Genomic DNA, 21,880 nt, shown 5'->3' with positions numbered 1-21,880 from the left:
TATTTATATGTTTAAAGCACCCTGGTTATTTACAGTCCTCTGCTGTGCCATTGTATCTGCATCATGTAACAATGGAGCTCAAACGGCACCGCGTGACAAAGACGGCGACACAAGTGTGGTGAGCATCAAGGAGGAGGCGGTAACCTACGCCTTGGATACGGTTACCCTGAAAGGTTACATCACTTACGATCAAAACTCAGAAGCCGTCCGCCCAGCCGTATTGGTTCTCCCGGAGTGGTGGGGCCTGAACGATTATACCCGCTCCAGGGCACGGCAACTTGCTTCCCTGGGTTATATTGCGATGGCAGTAGATATGTACGGACAAGGGAAAATCGCTGCGGACCCAACGGAGGCACAAGCACTGGCTACCCCATTTTATATGAACCCGCAACTCACCAGGTTTTATGTAGATGCTGCACTCTCCAAACTAAAAACTTACAAACAAGCAGACACCTCGAATCTGGCGGCAATTGGTTACTGTTTTGGGGGTTATGTTGCATTGAATGCCGCCAAGCTTGGGGCTCCGCTTCAGGGTGTCGTGAGTTTTCATGGGAGCCTTGGCGGAGTGGCACCCGCAAAGGACCTGTTGAAAGCTAGGGTGCTTGTATGTCATGGCGGGGCCGACAACTTTGTTCCCGACGCGGAGGTGAATGCATTTAAGAAAAGCATGGACTCCGTAGGTGCGGACTACACCGTGAAAATTTATCCAAACGCGACGCATGCGTTTACCAACCCTGATGCTACCAGGACAGCCGAAAAGTTTAAAATGCCTATTCAGTATAATCCTGCAGCCGACAGTGCATCGTGGAACGATATGAAAGCCTTTTTCCAGGCAACATTTAAGAGGTAAAATTTATTTGGTCCCCAACCCAGGTTGTTGACCGATCAATTGAATGGCTCAGGCACTAGAATCAAAAAGCCGGTCAACCGCAAATGGATGACCGGCTTTTCCGTCAATTGCAGCTACACAGTAGTTTTCTGCTGAGGAACCAACTCGTGGTTAGAGAGGGAATAATAAATATTTTGAAGCTGGTGTAAAAACCGGATTTTCTCTATTGGAACACTTTTTAGTTCTTCTTCAATTCCCCAAAAATAAGAGCCCTCATCGATGCCGATGTAAAGCTTTTTAACGTCTCCCACGGAATTTATAAACTCCTTATAATAATCTGACTTTGTTCCCTTTTTAAAACCGAATTGCAACAGTATTTCCGGCGTAATTAAGATTGCCTTGTATGCAATCAATCCATTGCCATTGCTGATCTGCAACAGCTTGGTAATTTGATCAATCTCGGACCCCGTAGCAATTTGTTTTGTTGTATAAATATCTTCTGTTATGGAAGTTTCACTCAGCATTGCAATCCAGTTCCCAATTCTTAACTCTTTCCCTTTTAGCATATATGCGGCGAATTTACTGGTAATTAGAATTGCTTGCAGGTAAGGAAATGTAAATTTATATCTCTTTTTAATGTGGTTCCCCAACACGTCTCCGGAAGAAAACCTCGGTGTCGGTAGCAACCCACCGGCCCGGGCCAGCGCTTAATTGGTCTCAAGCGTCCACTTAGCCATCCCATGGATCCATTAAGAAATCCCAGGAATGAACTTCCTTCAAATCTCATGACTTATATAATGGAACATCATCATGTTTAGCTTTTTCGACCCGCTAACTGCTGAAAACCCTTGGCTTTTCCCCTTCATTCGTTACTTTTGCACCCAGTTAGGAAAATTGGGGCGGAAACTGGTGCCATTTCAACTAGTATTCGTCTGGTTTTCAAGAGGCTATTCCCTAAAATTCTGAATCAACAAACATGAGCGGCCAATTAAAAGAGGTTCGTAACAGGATCAAGAGCGTACAAAGCACCCAACAGATTACCAAGGCTATGAAAATGGTAAGTGCAGCAAAACTACGCCGTGCACAGGAAGCTATTGTTCAAATGAGACCTTATGCCGAAAAGTTACAGGAAATGCTCAGCAACATCGTTAGCAATTCAGAAGGCGATATTGGTGGATCCCTTGCTACTGACCGCGGCAATGAAAGGGTACTCTTCATTGTTATCACCAGCGATCGGGGACTGGCCGGTGGTTATAACGCTAACATCGTAAAAACAGCACGCCAGGCCATACAGGAGAATTATAGCAGCCAACAAAAAAAAGGAAATGTTACCATTTGGAACATTGGCAAAAAGGGGTACGAGAGCCTGAGCCGTGGTGGTGAATACAAAACGAACGCAGATCATAAAGACGTTTTTCTAAATCTTACTTTCGAAACAGTTCAGGCAGTAGCCATTGCAGCAGTGAAAGCCTTTGAAAACAAGGAATTCGATGTAGTAGAAATTATTTACAGCGAGTTTAAAAATGCCGCTACCCAGCGCTTTGTAGTTGAAAGATTCCTTCCCATCCCAAAGGTTGAACGGCGTGAAGGGGCCAAGAAAGCAGATTTCATCTTTGAGCCCGCCAAAGAACAACTTGTAGCTGAGTTGATGCCAAAAATCCTGAATACCCAGCTCTTCAAAGCAATACTAGACGCCAACGCCAGCGAGCACGGCGCCCGAATGACGGCAATGGATAAGGCCAGTGAAAATGCCAATGAACTGCTGAAAGTGCTTAAAATTTCTTACAACCGCGCAAGACAGGCGGCCATCACCACTGAACTTACCGAGATTGTTAGCGGTGCAGCGGCACTCAACGGATAGTACCGTTAATACCAATCAAACACTTTTTTTGAGCCAAAAGCCGGAACTTAAAACAGCCCCTTAGGGGGTTTTTGGGGTTATGGAAGTTTCTGAGATCATTCCACATATCGAAGCATTAATCTTTGCCAGCGATAAACCGCTGACAAGCCTCGATATTGTCGAATTGATCAACAACGCCTTTGGCTTTATGGAAGAAAGGATTTCACTTGACCAGGTTGAGGCTGCAGTCGAAGGTATTCGCGAAAAATATAACGCTGAGTTTTACCCCTTCGAAGTAAGGGAGAGTGGAGGGGGTTGGCAGTTTCTGACAAAAAAGGAATTTCACGCTACAGTAGGCCAGCTAAACGGCGACAAATTCCTGAAACGCTTATCGAATGCAGCATTGGAGACCCTTGCAATCATTGCGTATAAACAACCAATCACGAAGGGCGAAGTTGAAGCCATCAGGGGGGTCAACAGCGATTACTCTGTTCAAAAATTACTCGAAAAAGAACTGATCGTCATCTCGGGCAGAAACGAAAACCTGCCAGGCAAGCCTCTTGTTTACGGAACGTCGAAGTCGTTCATGGATTACTTTGGGATCAATGATACCAACGATCTGCCAAAGATCAAGGAAGTACTTGCAGAGCAGATGATTGAAGCAACCGTCGTCAATTCCGCCCTTAATGCACACGAAGATGGCGCATACCGCGAAAACCTTATTGACGATACACCCAAGCAACAAATCGAACTTTTTGTTGAGGGGCAATCCCATCCGGATCACAATCCATCAGAGTTTACCCAAATAGCTAATGCACCTATACCACCAGAGGCTGTTCACGGGCCGCAACCTGAAGTTTTAGAAAGTTTAGCCCCCGGGAGCCCCGCTGCAGAAAATCTTCCGCCTGCCGACATCGAAACTACGCCCCCAGCAGCAGAGGAAGACAACGCCACTGCAAGTGAACGAAAACAATTTGAATCACCCACCGAAGAAGCACCTGCTGCTGAATAGTAACCGCCTCAATTACCATCTAAGACCCGATACAATGCCGCAATCTCTTTCTCACAGCGCACTCATCGATATTGCAAACACCTTTGGAACGCCATTATACGTTTACCATGCGGAAAAGATCAAGTCGCAGTACGAAAAACTGGTGAATGCGTTTTCCAATAGCGATGTAGTTTTCTTTTATGCCTGTAAAGCACTTACCAATGTAAATGTGCTCAGGTATGTCCGTTCAATTGGTGCAAGCGTCGATTGCAGCTCTGTTAACGAAGTAAAACTTGCGATGCACGCGGGCTTTACCCCAACAAATATTCTTTATACCTCCAATGGCATCTCTTTCGAGGAAATCGAAGAAGCGGCATCACTTGGTGTAAACATCAATATCGATAGCCTTTCCAATCTCGAAAAGTTTGGTAGAAAGTACGGCCATTCCTATCCTGTTAGCGTTCGGTTACGCCCCAACATCATGGCCGGCGGACACCTTAAAATATCTACCGGGCACGACAAAAGTAAATTTGGGATCCCTGTTGAACAGGTTGGTGACCTCGTCACCCTGGTGAAGGAACATAACCTGTTTATCCGTGGCCTCCACATCCATACCGGGAGCGAAATAAAAGATGTAGATGTCTTCCTTAAAGGAATTGAAGTGCTATTCGAGATAACGCCAATGTTCAACGAACTCGAGTTTATCGATCTTGGCGGAGGATTTAAAGTGCCTTACAAAGAGGGTGACGAAGAAACAGACATCAACCTGCTTGCAACGAAAGTTGCTGAAGCGTTTGCCAGCCATCCCAATCCCAATAACCGGCCATTGCAAATCTGGTTCGAACCTGGTAAATACCTGGTGAGCCAGGCGGGCTATTTTATAACAAAGGTGAACGTAATTAAGCAAACAGGCTCTACCATATTTGCCAGCGTTAACAGTGGCTTCAACCACCTTATCCGGCCTATGTTTTACGACTCCTATCACCATATCGAAAACATCAGCAATCTTGGTGGAGCGCTAAAGAAGTATTCAGTTGTAGGAAATATCTGCGAAACCGACAGTTTTGCCTGGGACCGGAACCTTAACGAAGTTAGCGAAGGCGACTACCTGGTGTTCTATAACGCCGGCGCTTACGGCTTTGAAATGTCAAGTAATTATAATTCGCGTTTTAAACCAGCTGAAGTTTTGGTAAAGGATGGTGTCCCGCACCTCATCAGGCAGCGCGAAGAATTTAACGACCTTCTTCGAAACCAGGTCGAATTATCATTCTAAACTTCAGGCATTTATTCAAGGGATAGGGTTTACTGCCGGGCGACAGGTTTTTTTTATGGACCAGGCACTGGTTCTTTTATTTAGCCCCGGTTGCGTCGCACTCTTGTACCGAATCACACTCTTCACCCCGGCGAATACAATTGTTACCGCCATTGCTGTAAAATAGATTTACAACGGCTGATATAAGAACCGCCAAACAGTACGGCATGAACAAGTAACGGGTACAATTGGGTTAAACTTACTCTTGTTCGCCACTGCTTTTCGAGCCTGAAATTGCTTTCATAACATTCATAGAACCGGCTGTGAAATCCGCCAAAAAGCAGGCTCATTCCCAGGTCCATTTCGTGATGACCAAAATACACAGCAGGGTCAAACAATGCCGGCACAACCTTCGCTTCTGCACCAACAACCGCAAGAAAGTTCCCGCTCCATAAATCGCCATGTAATAAAGCTGGTGGTTCTTCCGGGAACAACCCTGGCAAACGTTTGCAAACCGCCTCTGCATCTTTAAGGTCGGCATTGTCAAAGACCTTGGAATTATACAGGACTTTCACCAGGGGCATAATCCGCCTTGTGGCATAGAACAAGCTCCAGCTTTCCTGCCATTCATTTGATTGAACCAGTGCTCCTATATAGTTGTTCCCGTGCCAGCCAAATTGAGGGTTGGTCTCATCGTGTATCATTCCAATTCCAACAGCCAGTTCATCCCAGAAGTCGGGGGGCGGTGTACCGGAGTCCATCCATTCCAACCACAGGTATTGCAAATTGTCGTGGTGTCCAGCTGCAACTGCAGCAGGAATTTTTAATTTACCTGCTTTAGCCAGAGCTTGCAGTCCTTCGGTTTCTTTTTCAAACATGCCCGGGTATTTTGTAGCATCATTTAGTTTCAACATCAGTTTGCCTTTGTCAATGCTTACACAATAGCTCCGGCTCATATCGCCACCACTAACCACTTGCAAACCGCTCACCCTAAATCCAATCTTTTCTGCGATTGCTCTTATAACCTGCTCCATAGTTTTGTCATTATAGAAATCGCAGCGTTGCCGGGTCAGTTGGTTTTGCATACATCATCACCAGCAAACTGATCTTTTATATATTTTGCATATTTGCCCTAAGTTAATTCCGTTATGACTATCGAAGAATTTACAACCAGCCTTTCTCAACCGGCACCTCCGCCAGGTTTATCAGTATACGCCCGGGCCTTGTGGGTCGATGCAAGGGGAGATTGGCAGGGTGCGCATGCACTCGTACAGGAACTGAATGATGATCAGGCAGCATGGGTGCACGCCTACCTCCACCGCAAAGAAGGCGACACCTGGAATGCGGATTATTGGTATAGCCGGGCAAAACAAAAACGACCTGATCTTAAGCTTCCTGCTGAGTGGGAGCAACTGGTTGTCTATTTTTTAAAGGATAATAGCCATTCCCGTTGAACACACTATTCTCATTGTGGAGGCTCCAGGTTAACGCTCAATCCTGCATCAACAAACATTACTCGTAAGACTATGGACATAACCACAGAAGTACTTGGTTGGGCAGAAATATTATGGGATTATCACCATTTGCACAACGAACTGCAACCAGCGGATATCATCCTTGTCTTGGGAAGTCACGACACCAGGGTTGCCGACTGGGCAGCAAGCCTTTTCCTCGAAGGCTGGGCTCCTTTACTAATGTTTTCCGGGGGGCTTGGGCGTTTGACAAGCGGGGTTTGGCAGGAATCGGAAGCGGATAAATTTGCCCGGATTGCCACCGAACAGGGTGTTCCTTGCGAACGTATTTTAATAGAAAATCGTTCGACCAATACTGGTGAAAATATCGCGTTTTCCCGTTACCTCCTGCAGGAAAAAGGGTTGGATCCAGAGAGCTTTATCGTTGTGCAGAAGCCCTATATGGAAAGAAGAAGTTATGCCACTTTCAAAAAGCACTGGCCCGATAAGGATTTATTGATCACTTCTCCCCAAATCTCATTTCATGATTACGCCACTGCAGAAATCCCGATGGAAAAAGTGATTAACATTATGGTTGGCGATTTACAGCGCATAAAACTTTATCCCGAAAAGGGGTTCCAGGTCTATCAACACATACCGGCATACGTCTGGGAAGCCTTTGAAAAGCTGGTTAGCTCAGGTTACAACAAACAACTCGTTCAATAACGGTTGCGCAAAAATTTGGGGTTGAAAAATAATAGGGCTGGGTGTAGGTTATCAATCGGCTGAGTAAGACGTCCTGTGTTGCTATTCAATGTTGTCACTCGGTATATGACTCCGGTTTTTACGGCTACTGTTTGCAACCGAGTAAATGATAATGCCAATAACGGCAACGACGACAATAATAAACGGAACAAGCATATAGATAGATTTACTGGAGTGTCCTACAAGATACAAAGCATTATGAATGTTTTTGCTTTTATATGTTGAAAGATTGTTAATGGACCCGACTTTTCACCGGGTTGTTTAACCATCCTTTCCCAATACTTCAAAGTTCCGGGTAACCACTTCTCCTTCACTGTCCACAAGGGTAATCGTATGCTTCCCTGGAAGTGGATTTAGCGCCATTTGATGAAACCTTACCGTGGTGCCCAGGTATTGATTGTCGAGGTGCCAGAATATCCGCTCATTTGTATTTCGATGTGCTGCCGTGAAAACCGTTTTGCCCCGGTTGCCGGTAATCTCAAGTGGCACATAAATTTTAGCGTTCGCTTCCGGGTAAACGAGTTCAAGCTGTTGTGCGTTTGTTGCCATGCAACCCGGTTTATAGGGCGGTAATGGTTTGTAGTCCGGGTGTTTTTGCCTGTAGTAATACTCCATTCCTGGCGGAAGTACAAACCATTTAGGATGAACCATTGCAGATGGCTGCTCGCAATTTTCCAATACCCGAAAACTGCCGGTTCTATCAAGGTGAAGTACCCGGTGGTATGGACATACGGGAGCGTTTTTACCCCGCATAGATACCATCATCGTATCAACCCGTGCGCAGTCAGTACCTGCTTTGAAACCGCTTTCGTGGCAAACGGGTAACCAGGCAAAATCGTACGTTGGCGGCTCAAACCAGGGTGAGGCTGGCAACGCCCTGAAAATGTCGAACATAATGGGCGCTGCCGTATTAATACCCGTCAGGTCAGGTCTGCCTTCCCCATCCGTATTGCCCACCCAAACGGTTACACAGTACCTGGGCGTAACGCCAATGGCCCAGCCGTCGCGGTAACCGAAACTGGTTCCCGTTTTCCAGGCTACTCTTTGTGCAGCATTAAACAGGTTCCATAATCCTTCTTCGCCCGGCCGCATAATTTCCTGCATAGCATTGAACATGTGCCATAGCGATGTGTAGTCTACAAAGTCAATCGTTCCGTCTTTGCTTTTTTTGTTTAACTGAGGCGCGCCATTATCCGCTTGATATCGGGGCATGTGCCAGTCGGCAGCAAGCACTTTGCCTTTGTTTTTTCTTTGGCGATTGTAACTGCGGGCAAGGCTGCTGTAAACACCGGCAAGCTCCCAGGGGGTAATTTCACATCCACCCAGGATCAGGCTTAACCCATAATAGTCTGCAGGTTGTTTTATGGTGGTAAATCCAAACTGCTGTAACAAATCGTAAAATCGTTGGTATTTAAACTGCTGCAGCATTTTTACGGCAGGTATGTTCAGGCTTCGACTTAGCGCACGGTTTGCGGGTACAGCACCATCAAATTCAAGATTAAAGTTTTTGGGGGTGTAGCTGCCAATTTGTGTGGGCACATCGGGTATAAGCTGCTTTGGTAGCAAAACGCCATCACTTTGCATCGCCGCAAACAGCAAAGGTTTCAATGTGCTCCCGGGGCTGCGCACAGCGGTAAGTACATCAACATGACTTTCAAGTTCGGGATTTGCTACATCGTAGATGTTGCCGACATAGGCCAGGGTATTGCCACTTTCTACATCCAGCACCAGCGCAGCCGCATTGTTTATGCCATTGCCTTTAAATCCCTGGTGGTACCGGGTAACAATCTCGCTCACTAATTTCTGTAGCGAGGCCTGCAGTGTTGTTGTTATTGCCGTTGACTGCTCCTTAAATGAGCGGCTGTAAAAGTCTTTCCTGAAACGGTTAAGTAGATGAGGCGCCAAAGCAGGTAAAGGCAGGGGATTACCTGGCAACGGTTCAGCTTTAGCCAGGCCGCAGGTTTCCTGGTCAATGATGTTTTGGGTGAAAAGTTTATCCAGCAGTTGATTCCTCTTCGTCAGCAGAATAGTGCGGTTACGGCCGGGATGGACCAATGTTGGTGCATTCGGAAGTACTGCCAAGGCGGCCATTTCTCCCCAACTCAACTGGTGTGGACTCCTTCCGAAGTATCGCCATGCAGCAGCATCAAGACCAACAACGTTACTGCCAAACGGTGCATTCGCAGCATATAGCGCAAGAATTTCATTTTTGTTGTAACCGCACTCAAGTCGTATCGCCTGGATCGCTTCGATACTTTTTTGAAAATAGCTGCGGTCTCGTTTACGGCTTAGGCGAATCACCTGCATCGTTAAGGTGCTGCCGCCACTTATTACCTGCCGGCTGCTAACGTTCTGCCAGCCGGCCCGGCCTAGAGCAACCGGGTCAACACCAGGATGGTAGAAGAAGCGTTTGTCTTCAAAGGTAGTTATGCAGCTGATAAATTTTTGGGGCACTGCTCTGCCAGGTGGAAAACGCCATTGCCCGTCGGCTGCTATAGATGCGCCTAATAATATTTCCTGGCTATCGCTGATAACAAAGCTTGTGGGCGACTTAAACAGCGTATGAGGCAAACAAAAGTAAAACAGGGTTGCCAGCCCAAATACAACCACTAACCAGGGTCTAAACGAAATCGTAATGGCCCCGAGTCTTATCGTTATGTACCTGTAGGTGGTATTGTTCATAGGTTGTAAAAAAAGGTTTCTGCCTCAGGCGACTTCAAATGACTGGTAATAACAGCATGGAAAGTCTTATGCTTATGGAACTTTCGCTGTAACCTCCGCGCAGCCATAACGTTTAAGGCGGGTTATCACGTTTTCCGGTAACCAGGCCCCAGGTGCCGAACCGTTTCTTATAAGCGAACCGGCGCTGTCAATTAGGCGTTTTTATTGCACCTGCACCCATCTTCCATTTACTGCAGCACTAACGCCGGGCTCATACATAGCCTGGCAGTAAACGCCCGGCCAATAAAATTTGCCAGGGTACGCAGCATTTAGGTGAACATAATACGTTAACGTCTCACCCGCTTTGATGTCGAAGTAATGGTATACACGGTCGTCCCGGATGTCCATATACGCCGACGGAGACGACTTATAAGGTCCTTCCGCATTATACAATCTCGTGTTCAGGATTTCCCATCCGCTTGGGAAGATCGACGAAAGTGCCATTTGCGAAAAAGTGCCCCGCTGACCAGGGTTCCTTACCGTAACTTTCGCAACAAAATCAGTTCCCTGCCGGATAGCCCCCGGATCCAGCGTTTCCCCGGTGTTAGAAAAGAAGTTGACCGAGAGTCCAAGAATGCCCGGATCGTTTTGCACGCTCATGCTGTCACCGGCAACAGGCTGGCCCTGGTTAATGACCCGCACATACAGAACATTGCTGCCTTTATTAGTGACCTGTACCGGCACTTTGCCGTTGTGAAAAACGATATTAGCCTGGGACAAATAGTTTTTTGAATTTATATCAAGGTTGTTGTCACCCACTTTGCCCGTAACCATCAACTTGCTACCATTCTCATTTTTACCACAAAACTCGGCAATAGCGATAAGGGCATACGCAGTAGTTTGCGTGCTGTACCAGGTTTGCTGCGAGAGCTTTGCTGCAATCGTGCGAACGAGCCGTTCAGCTTCCGCCCACCTGCCCATAATTGTGAGCGTTTCGAGAACCATTGCCTGGTCGCGCAGATCGCTTCCAAAGGTTATCCCCGGAGAAGGCCGTGGTGAGAAGGTGGTGGGTAAACCACTGATAAGCTGGAGGGCCATGCCCGTTTGACCTGCAATATGGTAGGCAGCAGCCAGCCGCCATTTTGCCTCAGGGGTTAAAAACCGGTATTCCCTTAGCCTGTTCATGGCCCCTAACTCGGGTGCTTTAGCAAGTGCCAGCAAGTATAAACGGTAAGCCTGAACCAGGTCGCCGCCGTAGTAAACCGGCCCGGTCTGGTTCCATGCATTAGCTTTCGCGCGCTCATATGCACGCCAGGGCTGCAACATGCCGCCGGCAACGTTAAAGCCGCTTTCGCTTGCTTCAAGTAAGAAGTGTCCGGCGTAGTTGGTGCCCCATTCGTCCGAAGCATTGTCATTTGGCCAGTAGCTAAAGCCGCCTTCTGTTGTCTGGAAGTTTGTTATGCGGTCTATGGCTATTCTCACATTTGCGTCTGCCTGGCGTTTTTCAGCATCATCAAGTTCCATCAACTGCTGTAATACGAGTTGCGGAAAAGCTGCGGAGGTTGTTTGCTCTACACAGCCATGCGGATATCGAATGAGGTAATTCAGGTGTTTCGCAAGGTTGATAGAAGGGATACTCGAGATCTCCAAGACGGCCTTGTTGGTTCCTGCCGTACCAATGGGGGCAACAGTACTGCTCCAGCGCTGACCAGCACTAAGAGTGAATTCAGTAACACTCGTAACGGGTGGATTTGGATTGCGAATATCAATCTCGACCGCATAAGTACTCCTTTCCTTGCCGCTTGCGGCGGTAATCTGCACTGTGCCGATGCCGGTTGCCGGTTTAACAGTGGCATCAAAATACACCAGCTGTTCACCGGTGCCGTTAAAATGTACCACCTGGGTTGCACTGCCCGTTGCACCTATAAAAGGATTTGCGGCTATGCTTAGACTTACATCCCGGATACTTTTTTCTGTTGCAAATACGCTTACAGGTATACGTATTTGTTCTGATGGCCCAAGTACCCGGGGCATCGTTGCCAGTAGCATTACGGGTTTTTTTACCGCTACAGCCTTTTCTGCGAAGCCATAGGCACCGTTGTTTGCTGCAATTACCATTGCTCTTACGCTGCCCATATACGCCGGTAAAGTAAAAGAGTGGCTTTTAGTACCCCCACCGGATTTAAAAGGTCCCATAAACTTTACAATGGGTTTGAAACGATTTGCTTTCTTTTCTTTTGCTCCACCTTCTGCTTCATTATCGCCTCCGATGGTAAGTATCCGTTCGATATCGCCTGACCATGCACCAATTACATAGTCAAATACGTCCCAGCTTTTTACGCCCAGTGCTTCTTTCGCATAAAAGGCTTTATGTGGGTCGGGAGTTTTGAACCGTGTGAGATCTAGCAATCCTTCATCAACGAGCGCTACCACGTAGGTCATATCTTTTCCGGACGCCTCGGATACCGTTATCTTGTTCTGCTGTTCCGGTTTTATAACATCCGGAATTTGTATGACCGGCTTTAGCAATGTTGCTTTATCCTCGATCATAATTGGTATAACCCCATACATCCTGATGGGGAGATCGTTAACGGTTTGTGCATGCGGTTGCAACAGGCTTACAGTGGCATACACATTTGGCGACATTTCTGGTTCTGCTTTAAACTTAAAAGTGGTTTGTCCCTGCCCCGTTTCTGTGATAAAAGTTTTTACAACATGACTTCCATTTTCGATGCTGATTAGTGCACGACCACCTTTACTGCTTGGAATAGTAAGGATAACGTCTTCTCCTGCATTGTACTTTGGTTTGTCGCTGGCAAACGACAGCATAGCAGCAGCCGATGGGTCGTCGTTGTTACCCCTGGCCTGCCAATACGGATCATCTACATAAAACGTTTCCCCGGTTGTATGGCCACTTTGTTCGTTTCGTACGAGCAACAGGTACCTGCCCCATTCGCTGGCTGGCACATTCACCACATAAGCACCCTTACCATTATTAAGTGCAATAGTTTCTTTCCTGACGAGTTTGTTGTAGTTGTCCTGTGTAAAATTGCTTAAATCATCACCCGTGTTGTCCCACCACCACTTCCATTGAATCTTGTATAGCTCAATCGTACAGCTTTGTTTGCCGGCCAGGAGTTTCCCCCTTGTATCCACGTTTACCAATTGTACCTGGTGTTGTTTACCAGCCGCAAGGAAGCCCCATGGTTTTGCACCTTCCGGTACCCGAATCCCAACATAACTGTTGAATGGATGATAGGGGATAACGGTGTTATCAATGCTGAAGTTTCCTCCCGGCTCAAAAACCTTGATTAGCAAATTAGCGGAGAGCACCCCTGGTGCGTCAGACCCGGCAGTAAAGTCCGGATTTATGGATGCGCTGCCTTCGCTGCTTAATGGACCATCAAAGATGGTTTTCAACTGTGTTTCAAAATTTGCTGTTGGATTATCAAACACAAAATTTTCGTAACCCGCGAAGGTCGTTTTTGTCCTGTAAAGCGAAGCATCGACCCGGGCCTTTAGGTTTTGTGCTGGGGCACCAAAAAGCCATCTTGCTGTTAGGGTTCCACTCGCAGATGAACCTTTCCCTAGCACTGGTTGTTCGCCAAAGTTCAGGTCAATTTTCAAACGGTTTGGCATAACCGTTTCGATTTTAATCTTTCGCTCAAAAACAGCTCCACCAGCTCTCACTTTGCACAACCAGTTGCCTGTAGGTGCTGCCGGATCAGTGGCTGTTTTAAAAACATTAAAGCCTTCATTGCTGTTGGTTTGTACCATCTTTTTGTACAGCTGCCCGGTAGGAGAATACAATTCCATCTCGATTGGATGGTCCTCTGGTAGCTTATTCTGCTTGTCTTCGATAATGCAGCTGAGATATAGACTATCACCAGGCCGCCATACCCCGCGCTCACCAAAAATGAAACCTTTGATTCCGTTTTTTACTGATTCCCCGCTTACTTCAAACCGGCTCAAAGGAAGAGCACTGCCATCATCAACTTTCAGGTAGCCTCGTTCTTCGCCTTTTTTTGCAATCAACAGGTAAGGCTTTTTTGCTAACGGAATGTTTGCAAGTCCGTCGCCGTCAGATTTAGCTGTTGCGATTAACTGGTGCTGATAGTCCAATACGTCAACAGTAACTCCACTGATTGCTGCTGTGGAAAGGATGTCGGTTACAACCAGGTTTAATACGTTGTCGTTCCCTCGTTTTGCAGTTAACCCTATGTTGCTGGCAATAATATTTCTTGCGGCAAACCGTTCTTTGTTGTAGTACGATTTGCTGCACGGATTATCCCGCTGCTCCCAATTGTATCCATAAGGATGATATTGGTCATAGCTGTTCCAGAATGCTTCATCTTCATCCACCTCGGTGTTAGACGCAAAATCAAATGGTTCCTCAGTCACATCGCTGCTTTCCTCATCATCAGTCGTGGCCGTACAGGTGTACAATGAATAAGTAGGCCGAAAGCCAATATACACCCTGTAAATAGCTCCTGGTTCAGTTCTAAGGTATTTATCAACGTCGAGAGAGAACCGGTTTCTTTTGTGTAGGTTAAGGGTTTTATCCTCGTCAAGTGCTATGGTTGCTTTAACAACGGGCTTCGCCACACGCCGCAGTTCATTTTCACCATTTAGGTCATTGTTTTGAAGGAATTGTACCACATTGTTCTCATAGATCTTGACAATGCTTACATCTACTGCGCGAAGGTTGGTTGCTTCGAAAGGTAGCACAAGTTTACCTCCACTGCCGGGTAGTATACTTCCTCGTCCTTGTATCTTAACGGAGGGCAATCTGTTTTCAAAAAACACGTTTGCGGAAAAACGTTTATCCAGTTTTTTGCCGGCAGCGTTTACAATGCCGGGGTGAATGGTAACGGCAAAATCTCCTTCCAACTTACCGGAGGTATAGGCCTTAACTTCACTACCCCTGATGGTGTAACTAATCTCACCCTGGTTGCTAACAGTTATTAAACCATTCAGGTCCTGGTTATAAGCAAGTTTGTCGCTAAACTGCACCAGTACATACTCCTCAGATTCCTGCACGGCCCGAATATTTAAAACTTTAAAGTCACCCAGCGCCGGAACTTCAATTTTTTTACTGCTTTTTTGATCACCCCCAATCGGCTTACCATCCCAACTAATTGCAAGGCTGCCCGGTTTTTGGTCGCGGCGGATGCCTTCGATAACAAAGCCATGTAGTTTGTTGCTTTCGTTATGTTGCCAATTAATTTTTTGCACACCACCGTTCAGTGAAGCCTTAAGCGTCTCTTCGATTTCCTTTCCGTCTTCAACATCGGCGGTGGTAATCTCACCTGTGAGACTCATGTGATCGTCTTTATCGCCCGCTACACGAAGACCAAACTCCTGCACCGAAATAGAAGGTTTTACCACCTGCACATCAAAACTAAACGTCTTGAATTTCGAAGGAACGTCCATCACTTTGCCCAGGTCAAACGAAACGACATACACTTTCGCAGATTCCAGGTCTTTCGCAGGTTTAAACTCTATTGTTCTTGAGTCCACCCAATAAGCTGAACCATCTACATTTGGTGAAAAATCAAAGAGGTCCTCCTGGATGGTTTCATTCAGGCTATGTGTTGTTGATGCCTCCGCCGCAAATTGAATACGGAAGGTGCTTTTTTTGGAGATTACTCCCGACGTATAAGACTCGATGTATTTGCTAAAGCCCGGATCAACTATAATTGGCTTTCGATCTTTACTACACGAGCAAAGACTTATAAATAAAAAAGTAAAGATTAGCCAGCAGCCATTGCTGAGTGGTTTACGGGTGGGAATGAACATGTTAGTTGATCAGTTAAGTGCAGGAAACCTGTGCTAGAAAGTTAGTGCAACAGTAGCCACATTTGCAAGTAAACTTCACTATGTACCTAATATTTATGCTTTTAAAAACAAGTCAGAAGGCACATGATGGAAGGGTCACAATGTACCGGATGCCGGTAATCGGAACGGATCAACAATTTAGAGCCTGAATTATGGGTGCGTAGCATCTGGCGTGCAATGTTTAGCCGGGGAGTAACTGTTTGTCACTTGCTTGAATGGCACTTACATTGCGTTTCGGGGTAGTTCTCAAAGAGCTCTTTTCGGTTCACTGTATTAGATTGAGCCGGTTACATGAGACCGCTATAGTTTATAATTTGTTAGGTAATTGAGTTAGCTTAGCCAACTGTTTGGAAGTCAATGGTACGCACACGCAAAAGCAACCGTAATGGTCAACGCGCATTTTTCAGCTTTTAAAAAAAACATAAGTCACCCGATCAGGTTCAGGGTATTCATGCTTACAAGATTGCCTTCGGCCTGGTTTGCAGGTTTGAAGCTTGTGAGTCTTACAACTGAAGAAGCCAAGGTTAGCGTACGTCAGAAATGGTTTAACAAAAATCCATTTCGTTCCATTTACGTGGCGATACTATCCATGCCATCCGAGGTAAGTACCGGGGTACTATGCATGGGTGCGATCTATAACAGAAAACCGCCGCTAAGCATGTTAGTCATCAGTAATGAAGGTTTTTACTACAAAAAGGCCACCGGCACAATTGTCTTTACCTGTAATGAGGGAGCAGCAATTAATGATGCGGTAGAAAGAGCCATCCAAACAGGGGAGGCCACTACCATACGATGTCACACCATCGGAACAAATGAGAAGGGAGAGGTTGTTGCCGAATTTTATTACACCTGGAGCTTCAAACAAAAAGGCTCCGCAAAAGTCGCGGGTTAATCAGGCATGTTGTTATAACTATTTGGCTAATTGAAACTCAAAAATCAACTATACCTTCCGTGGCTGCTTTCGTCCGTAATTTCGGAACAGATTGCGTTAGCCTGTATGGTTACATCCTGTCAACTTGTACACGTATTTGAAACTATTCCCTTTAAACCAACAGAATGAAATTATCTTTTCACGGCGCAGCACAAACCGTTACAGGTTCCAAACACCTATTAACACTGCAAAACGGACGAAAGCTTTTGCTTGATTGCGGGCTTTTTCAAGGGCTTGGTGCTTCCGGTGATGCGATGAACCGTAATTTCGGTTTTGAGGCTTCTGAAGTTGACTGGCTCGTGTTATCCCACGCCCATATCGATCATTGCGGACTGATACCCAAACTTGTTAAAGAGGGCTTTAGGGGAACCGTTTATTGTACGCCAGCTACCCGCGACCTTGCCGAAATATTGCTAATGGACAGTGCTGAAATACAGCGCGACGATACCCGTTTCATCAATAAAAAGCGCGCAAAAAAGAACCTTCCACCTTTTGAAGAACTCTATACCATTGACGATGCGCGCCAGGCTATTGCCTTATTTGAAAGCAGGAGTTATGATGAATGGTTTCATATCGCTGACGCCGTAGAGGTACTATTTACCGATGCCGGGCATATTATAGGTAGTGCTGCAGTCAATTTGCGGATCTCAGAAGGGGAAAGGGTCACCAATATTACGTTTAGCGGCGATGTAGGCCAATATCGCGATGTCATCCTAAAGTCTCCCGCACCATTCCCCGCGCCTGATTACCTCTTGCTTGAAAGCACATATGGAAACAGGTTACATAATGACCGTCGACATACAAATGATGAATTGCTAAGGTGGATATCACACACCTGTTTAACAAAAAAGGGTAAACTTATTATCCCGGCTTTTAGTGTCGGTCGTACCCAGGAGTTACTGTATGCACTTAATACGCTCGAGCAGGAAGGCCGTTTGCCGCCAGTAAAGTATTATGTGGATAGTCCGTTGAGCAGGGAAGCTACAGCGGTGGTTAAATCACATCCTGAAAATTTCAACGCAACACTTGAAGATGCACTTCGGCATGATAAAGACATCTTTGATTTCAAGGGCCTTATATATACCGGGTCAGCCGATGAGAGCAAGCGGATTAACCTGGTAGAAGAACCTTGTGTAATTATTTCGGCAAGTGGTATGGCCGATGCGGGCAGGGTAAAACATCACATCAGGCATAATATATCGAACGACAAGAACACCGTTTTGATGGTCGGTTACTCGGAACCAGCATCACTTGCAGGGCAATTGCTTAATGGCAACAGCAAAGTTAAAATCTTCGGTGAGCTCTTCCAGGTAAAGGCTGAAATTGGCTCCATGCAAAGCATGAGTGCCCATGGTGACTATGAAGACCTGCTGAAGTTTATTTCCGGTCAGCGACCTGACACATTAAAGAAAATCTTCCTGGTACATGGGGAATATGCTGTACAAAAAGATTTTGCCAATCGTTTAACGGGGCTGGGATTTCAGGTAGAGATACCGGGTATGCATTATGCTATTGAGATATAACGAAAAAATTAAAACGGCATTTAAAGTGCCGGATCCTTTGCGATCTAATATTGTAATATCATCAGTTTTATGCGGATATCTTTTCATGGAGCAGCCCGTACTGTTACGGGGACAAAACACTTGATTAAACTCGACAACGGGACCCAAATATTGTTAGACTGTGGAATGTTCCAGGGAATGGGAACCCAAACGGATGAACTTAACAGGAACTTTGGATTTGACCCACGTGACATCAATTACCTGTTATTATCCCATGCACACATCGATCATACCGGGCTTATTCCAAAGCTCGTGAAAGATGGGTTTGAAGGCAAAATCTTTTGCACCCCAGCTACAAAGGACCTTACTGAAATACTTCTACACGACAGTGCCGAAATCCAGTGTTACGATCTGGAATACATAAATAAGAGAAGAGCAGCAAACGACCTTCCTCCACACGAGCCTTTTTACGACGTTGAGGTAGTCGGCAAGACTATGGAGCGCTTTGAAACCGTTGACTATGATCAATGGACAGCCTTGGAGGATGGGATGGAATTTATGTTCTCCAATGCAGGCCACCTCATAGGAAGTGCAGCTGTAAACATGCGGATCAACGAAAATGGAAAGACAACCAGTATAACGTTTAGCGCAGATATCGGTCGTTACTCCAGTGTAATCCTTAGTCCCCCCGCCCAGTTCCCCCAGGCTGACCATGTTATTCTTGAAACCACTTATGGAAACAAGCAACACGACGCGCTCTTCAATACAGTTGATACCCTACGCTCATGGATTAAGAAGACTTGCATCGAGAAAAAAGGTAAATTGATTATTCCCGCATTTAGCGTAGGGCGTACACAGGAGGTGCTTTACGCACTTAATCAGTTGGAGCTCGAAAAACGGCTTCCTGAATTAAGCTACTTCGTCGACAGCCCCTTGAGCCAAAAGGCTACCCAGGTAGTTAAGAGTTATCCCGACAACTACAATGAGAAGGTCCAGCGAATTCTCAAGATTGATGAAGATCCGTTTAAGTTTAATGGGTTGAAATTCGTTGAAACTGTAGAGGATAGTCGGAAGCTTGTTGACTACCAGGAACCATGCGTTATCATTTCTGCAAGCGGCATGGCGGATGCCGGAAGAGTAAAACACCATATCATGAGTACGATTGGTGAAGAGAAGAATACCATATTGTTTGTTGGGTATTGTGAGACCCGCTCCTTGGGCGGCCAGTTACTCAGCGGCGAAAAACAGGTCGAAATTTTTGGTGAAGTATATGACGTTATTGCCGAAGTTGGCCAGATGCAAAGCATGAGCGCCCATGGTGATTACGATGACCTGCTGAAGTTCCTTTCGTGCCAGGAAGCAGAAAAAGTAAAGAACGTTTTCCTGGTTCATGGTGAATACGATGTTCAAAAGGATTTCGCAGAAAGGCTTCAACGACGAGGATATGAAAATGTAACGATCCCCGCTTTGCATAGTGAAGTGGTGTTATAAGCCCCAACTTGTCCCACCGATTGAGCCTTGATTAACGTCAAGGCTCATTTTTATATAGCCAGGACCTAAGATATTTGTGAGAACAAAGTACGTCTAATTGAATTGTTGCATTTTTCAGATAGCTGAATTCGGTGTCGTTACTCCTACTGCCACCAGTACACCATTCGGTATTTTATATCCCTGCGCAAACGTTCTGTCCGGCGCTTTTAAGAAATACAGCAAGGTTTTTGTGGCATAAGCAAACAACTTAAGCAAGAAATTTGTATGTATACTTTTTCGGATTAGCGGAATTGAGTAAAATAAATGTACATTGCCGGGCTTCCACCTAAAAAATCAATCTGCTACCTACCCTTGAAAACGCCACTTTTAACAATTCTGTAACCTCTTTTGTGGTGCATATTGCAGCATCGAAGACGTGCGTTTCGAATTGAGGCTGAGGACTTTAAATTTCAGTAATTTTTAATTCGCGGTCGCTGTAGAACCAGGTAGTTTTGCAGCTGAAGTTCGCCCAGGATGTTCGTTTCACCAAATGACGGGTCACAGTCTTTTACTACCCGGTTATTGGTTGCAAAAAACAGATAAACAGGAATTTTGCTGTTTCTTTATTCCCAAGCCGATGTTCAACACATCCAGTACTCTTTCTAACGCCTTTTTTTAAAAAATATTAACCAGAAAAGAAAAATTGATGAAAAAAATTAGTGCTTTCGCTTTCATGGTGCTCTTTTCCTTTATTGGTTTGGTCGCTGTTTCGCAAACAACTGTTCCGTTTTATATCATAATCGGTCAATCTAATACAGGATGGTCTACAGCAAATGAAATGAACAGCCAACAAGCCGCATTGTACCGGGGAGTTGTACCAAATACAATGATTTGGAATCCGGCAGTAGGCGCATTTTCGGCTCAGTGGCAACCATTGAATGTCGGTGTAAATACAATGCCGGAGAATTATGCAGATCCTGCACAGTTTGGTCTTGAAGCATCTTTGTTTAGAAGTTTGCACCAGGCGCAGCCTAGAAAGAGATTGGTGTTTAAGCAAGGGCAAGGTGGTACCACGCTTGCTACTGACTGGAGACCACCATCCCCAGGAGAGGCTCTTTGGCAGTCAGGTGTTCGGTGGCAACAATTCCAGGAGTGGCTTGGTCTTGCAGTGTCGCAAGCAAGTTCACAAGGACACAAACTTGAACTTCAGGGTGTGATCTGGATGCAAGGTGAAGATGATGCAAAAACAATCGTTGATGCCAATGCATACCTGGCGAACCTAAATAAATTCTTTGTTGCTGTTGATAATGTCTGGAGAGGTCTCGCCAGTTCAAATGGTTTTAGCTATCAGTCCTATAAAAAAGTTCTTGGACGTATCTATGCACCTACCGCTTATCCTTTCAGGGATATCGTAAGGGCCGCCCAGGAGGCTTATTGTGCTGTTCCATCCAACAATGCGATCCTTATAAACTGTGACAGCTATCCACTGCAGGATTGGGTACACTACAATGCAACAGGACAAATTCAGTTTGGATTAGACATTTATAATGCTGCTCAGTTCGAAAATGGTGCAGAGACTCCTCCACCATCGGGTCTTTCGTTTTCCGGCAAGGTTTTGTTGCAAGGTCCTTATAATGCCTCTAACAGGTTAATGACCACCTACCTCAACTACTACGGAATACTTGATCAGCACGCACGCAGTCAACCATACAATATGGGTAATTTTAATTACTCCGGCTCTGAAAGTGTTCCTTACGGTTTCTTTCAATCACACCCAAATATTGTAGACTGGATACTGGTTGAACTTAGAAACGCTTCAGCTCCCTCGCAAATTGTAGCCCGTAAAGCGGTGTTCGTTAACAACGATGGAACCATTGTAGACCTCGACGGTACTTCTACAAGCGTTAGTTTCCCCGGAGTGACACCCGGTAATTACTTCGTTGTTATTCGTCACAGAAACCACCTCGGTATACGTTCGTCCTCGGCCCTTGATTTCAATGATGGTAGTGCTAATCACGATTTCACCGCCAATGCAAACAGGGCTTACCAGGTACAGAACTATAGCTCAACCGTTGGTGTAAATGGCAATTGGCTAATGCGTGGTGGTAATGCCGACCTTAATATGAATGTTAAGTACAACGGTCCGCAAAATGATCAGGATAAAATCCAAAACATTACTCTTGGTGGTTCCCTCTCACTTATTCTTAATGTGGTTTACTCGCCTGGCGATGTTAATATGGATGGAAATATCCGTACAAACGGGCCCGACAATGATCAAAACATCTTGTTGAATAAATTGCTGGATGGCCTGATCGGGGCAGTATACTTAGAACAGCTATAACTAAAATAA

At 45.8% G+C, this 21,880-nt stretch carries 14 protein-coding genes; 10 read left to right on the top strand and 4 right to left on the bottom strand.

Features of this window, described 5'->3' with window-relative positions; genetic code table 11:
- The first annotated feature begins 7 nt into the window (after positions 1-7).
- Positions 8-850 (top strand): dienelactone hydrolase family protein, encoded by an 843-nt coding sequence (locus EXU57_RS11220; protein ID WP_133268307.1) that lies wholly within the window; start codon positions 8-10, stop codon positions 848-850.
- A 113-nt stretch (positions 851-963) separates the two neighbouring features.
- On the opposite strand, the gene EXU57_RS11215 is transcribed toward EXU57_RS11220, so the two are convergent.
- Complete coding sequence (locus tag EXU57_RS11215) at positions 964-1,395, bottom strand: hypothetical protein (protein ID WP_133268306.1); 432 nt, start codon at positions 1,393-1,395, stop codon at positions 964-966.
- A gap of 410 nt (positions 1,396-1,805) precedes the next feature.
- Here EXU57_RS11215 and atpG point away from each other — a divergent pair, with 410 nt between their 5' ends.
- From atpG to lysA, 3 genes are all read left to right on the top strand, one after another.
- Positions 1,806-2,690, top strand: coding sequence for an ATP synthase F1 subunit gamma (gene atpG / locus EXU57_RS11210; RefSeq protein ID WP_133268305.1), 885 nt, complete (start codon positions 1,806-1,808; stop codon positions 2,688-2,690).
- 79 nt (positions 2,691-2,769) lie between these two features.
- The gene (gene scpB / locus EXU57_RS25610) at positions 2,770-3,681 is read left to right on the top strand and encodes an SMC-Scp complex subunit ScpB (RefSeq protein WP_243745571.1); all 912 of its coding nucleotides are present in this window, start codon (positions 2,770-2,772) and stop codon (positions 3,679-3,681) included.
- A 34-nt stretch (positions 3,682-3,715) separates the two neighbouring features.
- Positions 3,716-4,933 carry a diaminopimelate decarboxylase gene (gene lysA, locus EXU57_RS11200; protein ID WP_133268304.1) on the top strand — a complete coding sequence of 406 codons (1,218 nt, stop codon included), beginning with the start codon at positions 3,716-3,718 and terminating at the stop codon, positions 4,931-4,933.
- A gap of 143 nt (positions 4,934-5,076) precedes the next feature.
- Here lysA and EXU57_RS11195 read toward each other — a convergent pair whose 3' ends face one another.
- A complete protein-coding gene (locus tag EXU57_RS11195; protein WP_165958111.1) occupies positions 5,077-5,946 on the bottom strand; it encodes a fructosamine kinase family protein in 870 nt (289 codons plus the stop codon).
- A gap of 114 nt (positions 5,947-6,060) precedes the next feature.
- Between EXU57_RS11195 and EXU57_RS11190 the strand changes: the two genes are divergently transcribed.
- Both EXU57_RS11190 and EXU57_RS11185 read left to right on the top strand, forming a co-directional pair.
- Positions 6,061-6,366, top strand: a complete 306-nt coding sequence (locus tag EXU57_RS11190) for a hypothetical protein (RefSeq protein ID WP_133268302.1) — start codon at positions 6,061-6,063, stop codon at positions 6,364-6,366.
- 72 nt (positions 6,367-6,438) lie between these two features.
- A complete protein-coding gene (locus tag EXU57_RS11185) occupies positions 6,439-7,089 on the top strand; it encodes a YdcF family protein (RefSeq protein WP_133268301.1) in 651 nt (216 codons plus the stop codon).
- A gap of 300 nt (positions 7,090-7,389) precedes the next feature.
- Here EXU57_RS11185 and pbpC read toward each other — a convergent pair whose 3' ends face one another.
- On the bottom strand, positions 7,390-9,810 hold the full coding sequence (pbpC, locus tag EXU57_RS11180) for a penicillin-binding protein 1C (protein WP_133268300.1): 2,421 nt from the start codon (positions 9,808-9,810) through the stop codon (positions 7,390-7,392).
- 201 nt (positions 9,811-10,011) lie between these two features.
- On the bottom strand, positions 10,012-15,588 hold the full coding sequence (locus EXU57_RS11175; RefSeq protein WP_133268299.1) for an alpha-2-macroglobulin family protein: 5,577 nt from the start codon (positions 15,586-15,588) through the stop codon (positions 10,012-10,014).
- A 424-nt stretch (positions 15,589-16,012) separates the two neighbouring features.
- On the opposite strand from EXU57_RS11175, the gene EXU57_RS11170 reads away from it, so the two are divergent.
- From EXU57_RS11170 to EXU57_RS11155, 4 genes are all read left to right on the top strand, one after another.
- Positions 16,013-16,519, top strand: a complete 507-nt coding sequence (locus EXU57_RS11170; protein ID WP_133268298.1) for a DUF4442 domain-containing protein — start codon at positions 16,013-16,015, stop codon at positions 16,517-16,519.
- A gap of 164 nt (positions 16,520-16,683) precedes the next feature.
- On the top strand, positions 16,684-18,081 hold the full coding sequence (locus EXU57_RS11165; RefSeq protein ID WP_133268297.1) for an MBL fold metallo-hydrolase RNA specificity domain-containing protein: 1,398 nt from the start codon (positions 16,684-16,686) through the stop codon (positions 18,079-18,081).
- A 120-nt stretch (positions 18,082-18,201) separates the two neighbouring features.
- A complete protein-coding gene (locus tag EXU57_RS11160) occupies positions 18,202-19,551 on the top strand; it encodes an MBL fold metallo-hydrolase (RefSeq protein WP_317130027.1) in 1,350 nt (449 codons plus the stop codon).
- Between the two features lie 685 nt (positions 19,552-20,236).
- A complete protein-coding gene (locus EXU57_RS11155; protein ID WP_133268295.1) occupies positions 20,237-21,871 on the top strand; it encodes a sialate O-acetylesterase in 1,635 nt (544 codons plus the stop codon).
- Positions 21,872-21,880: the final 9 nt, after the last annotated feature.

Source organism: Segetibacter sp. 3557_3, assembly GCF_004354985.1.
Classification (GTDB): Bacteria; Bacteroidota; Bacteroidia; order Chitinophagales; family Chitinophagaceae; genus Segetibacter.
This window is presented reverse-complemented; position numbering and strand designations above follow the sequence as displayed.

Bases quoted from the DNA above. Each gene is read 5' to 3' on its own strand.
- EXU57_RS11165 (WP_133268297.1), top strand. From the start codon at position 16,684: ATGAAATTATCTTTTCACGGCGCAGCACAAACCGTTACAGGTTCCAAA.
- EXU57_RS11195 (WP_165958111.1), bottom strand. From the start codon at position 5,946: ATGGAGCAGGTTATAAGAGCAATCGCAGAAAAGATTGGATTTAGGGTG.
- pbpC (WP_133268300.1), bottom strand. From the start codon at position 9,810: ATGAACAATACCACCTACAGGTACATAACGATAAGACTCGGGGCCATT.
- atpG (WP_133268305.1), top strand. From the start codon at position 1,806: ATGAGCGGCCAATTAAAAGAGGTTCGTAACAGGATCAAGAGCGTACAA.
- lysA (WP_133268304.1), top strand. From the start codon at position 3,716: ATGCCGCAATCTCTTTCTCACAGCGCACTCATCGATATTGCAAACACC.
- EXU57_RS11155 (WP_133268295.1), top strand. From the start codon at position 20,237: ATGAAAAAAATTAGTGCTTTCGCTTTCATGGTGCTCTTTTCCTTTATT.
- EXU57_RS11215 (WP_133268306.1), bottom strand. From the start codon at position 1,395: ATGCTAAAAGGGAAAGAGTTAAGAATTGGGAACTGGATTGCAATGCTG.
- EXU57_RS11185 (WP_133268301.1), top strand. From the start codon at position 6,439: ATGGACATAACCACAGAAGTACTTGGTTGGGCAGAAATATTATGGGAT.
- EXU57_RS11175 (WP_133268299.1), bottom strand. From the start codon at position 15,588: ATGTTCATTCCCACCCGTAAACCACTCAGCAATGGCTGCTGGCTAATC.
- EXU57_RS11190 (WP_133268302.1), top strand. From the start codon at position 6,061: ATGACTATCGAAGAATTTACAACCAGCCTTTCTCAACCGGCACCTCCG.
- EXU57_RS11220 (WP_133268307.1), top strand. From the start codon at position 8: ATGTTTAAAGCACCCTGGTTATTTACAGTCCTCTGCTGTGCCATTGTA.
- EXU57_RS11170 (WP_133268298.1), top strand. From the start codon at position 16,013: ATGGTCAACGCGCATTTTTCAGCTTTTAAAAAAAACATAAGTCACCCG.
- scpB (WP_243745571.1), top strand. From the start codon at position 2,770: ATGGAAGTTTCTGAGATCATTCCACATATCGAAGCATTAATCTTTGCC.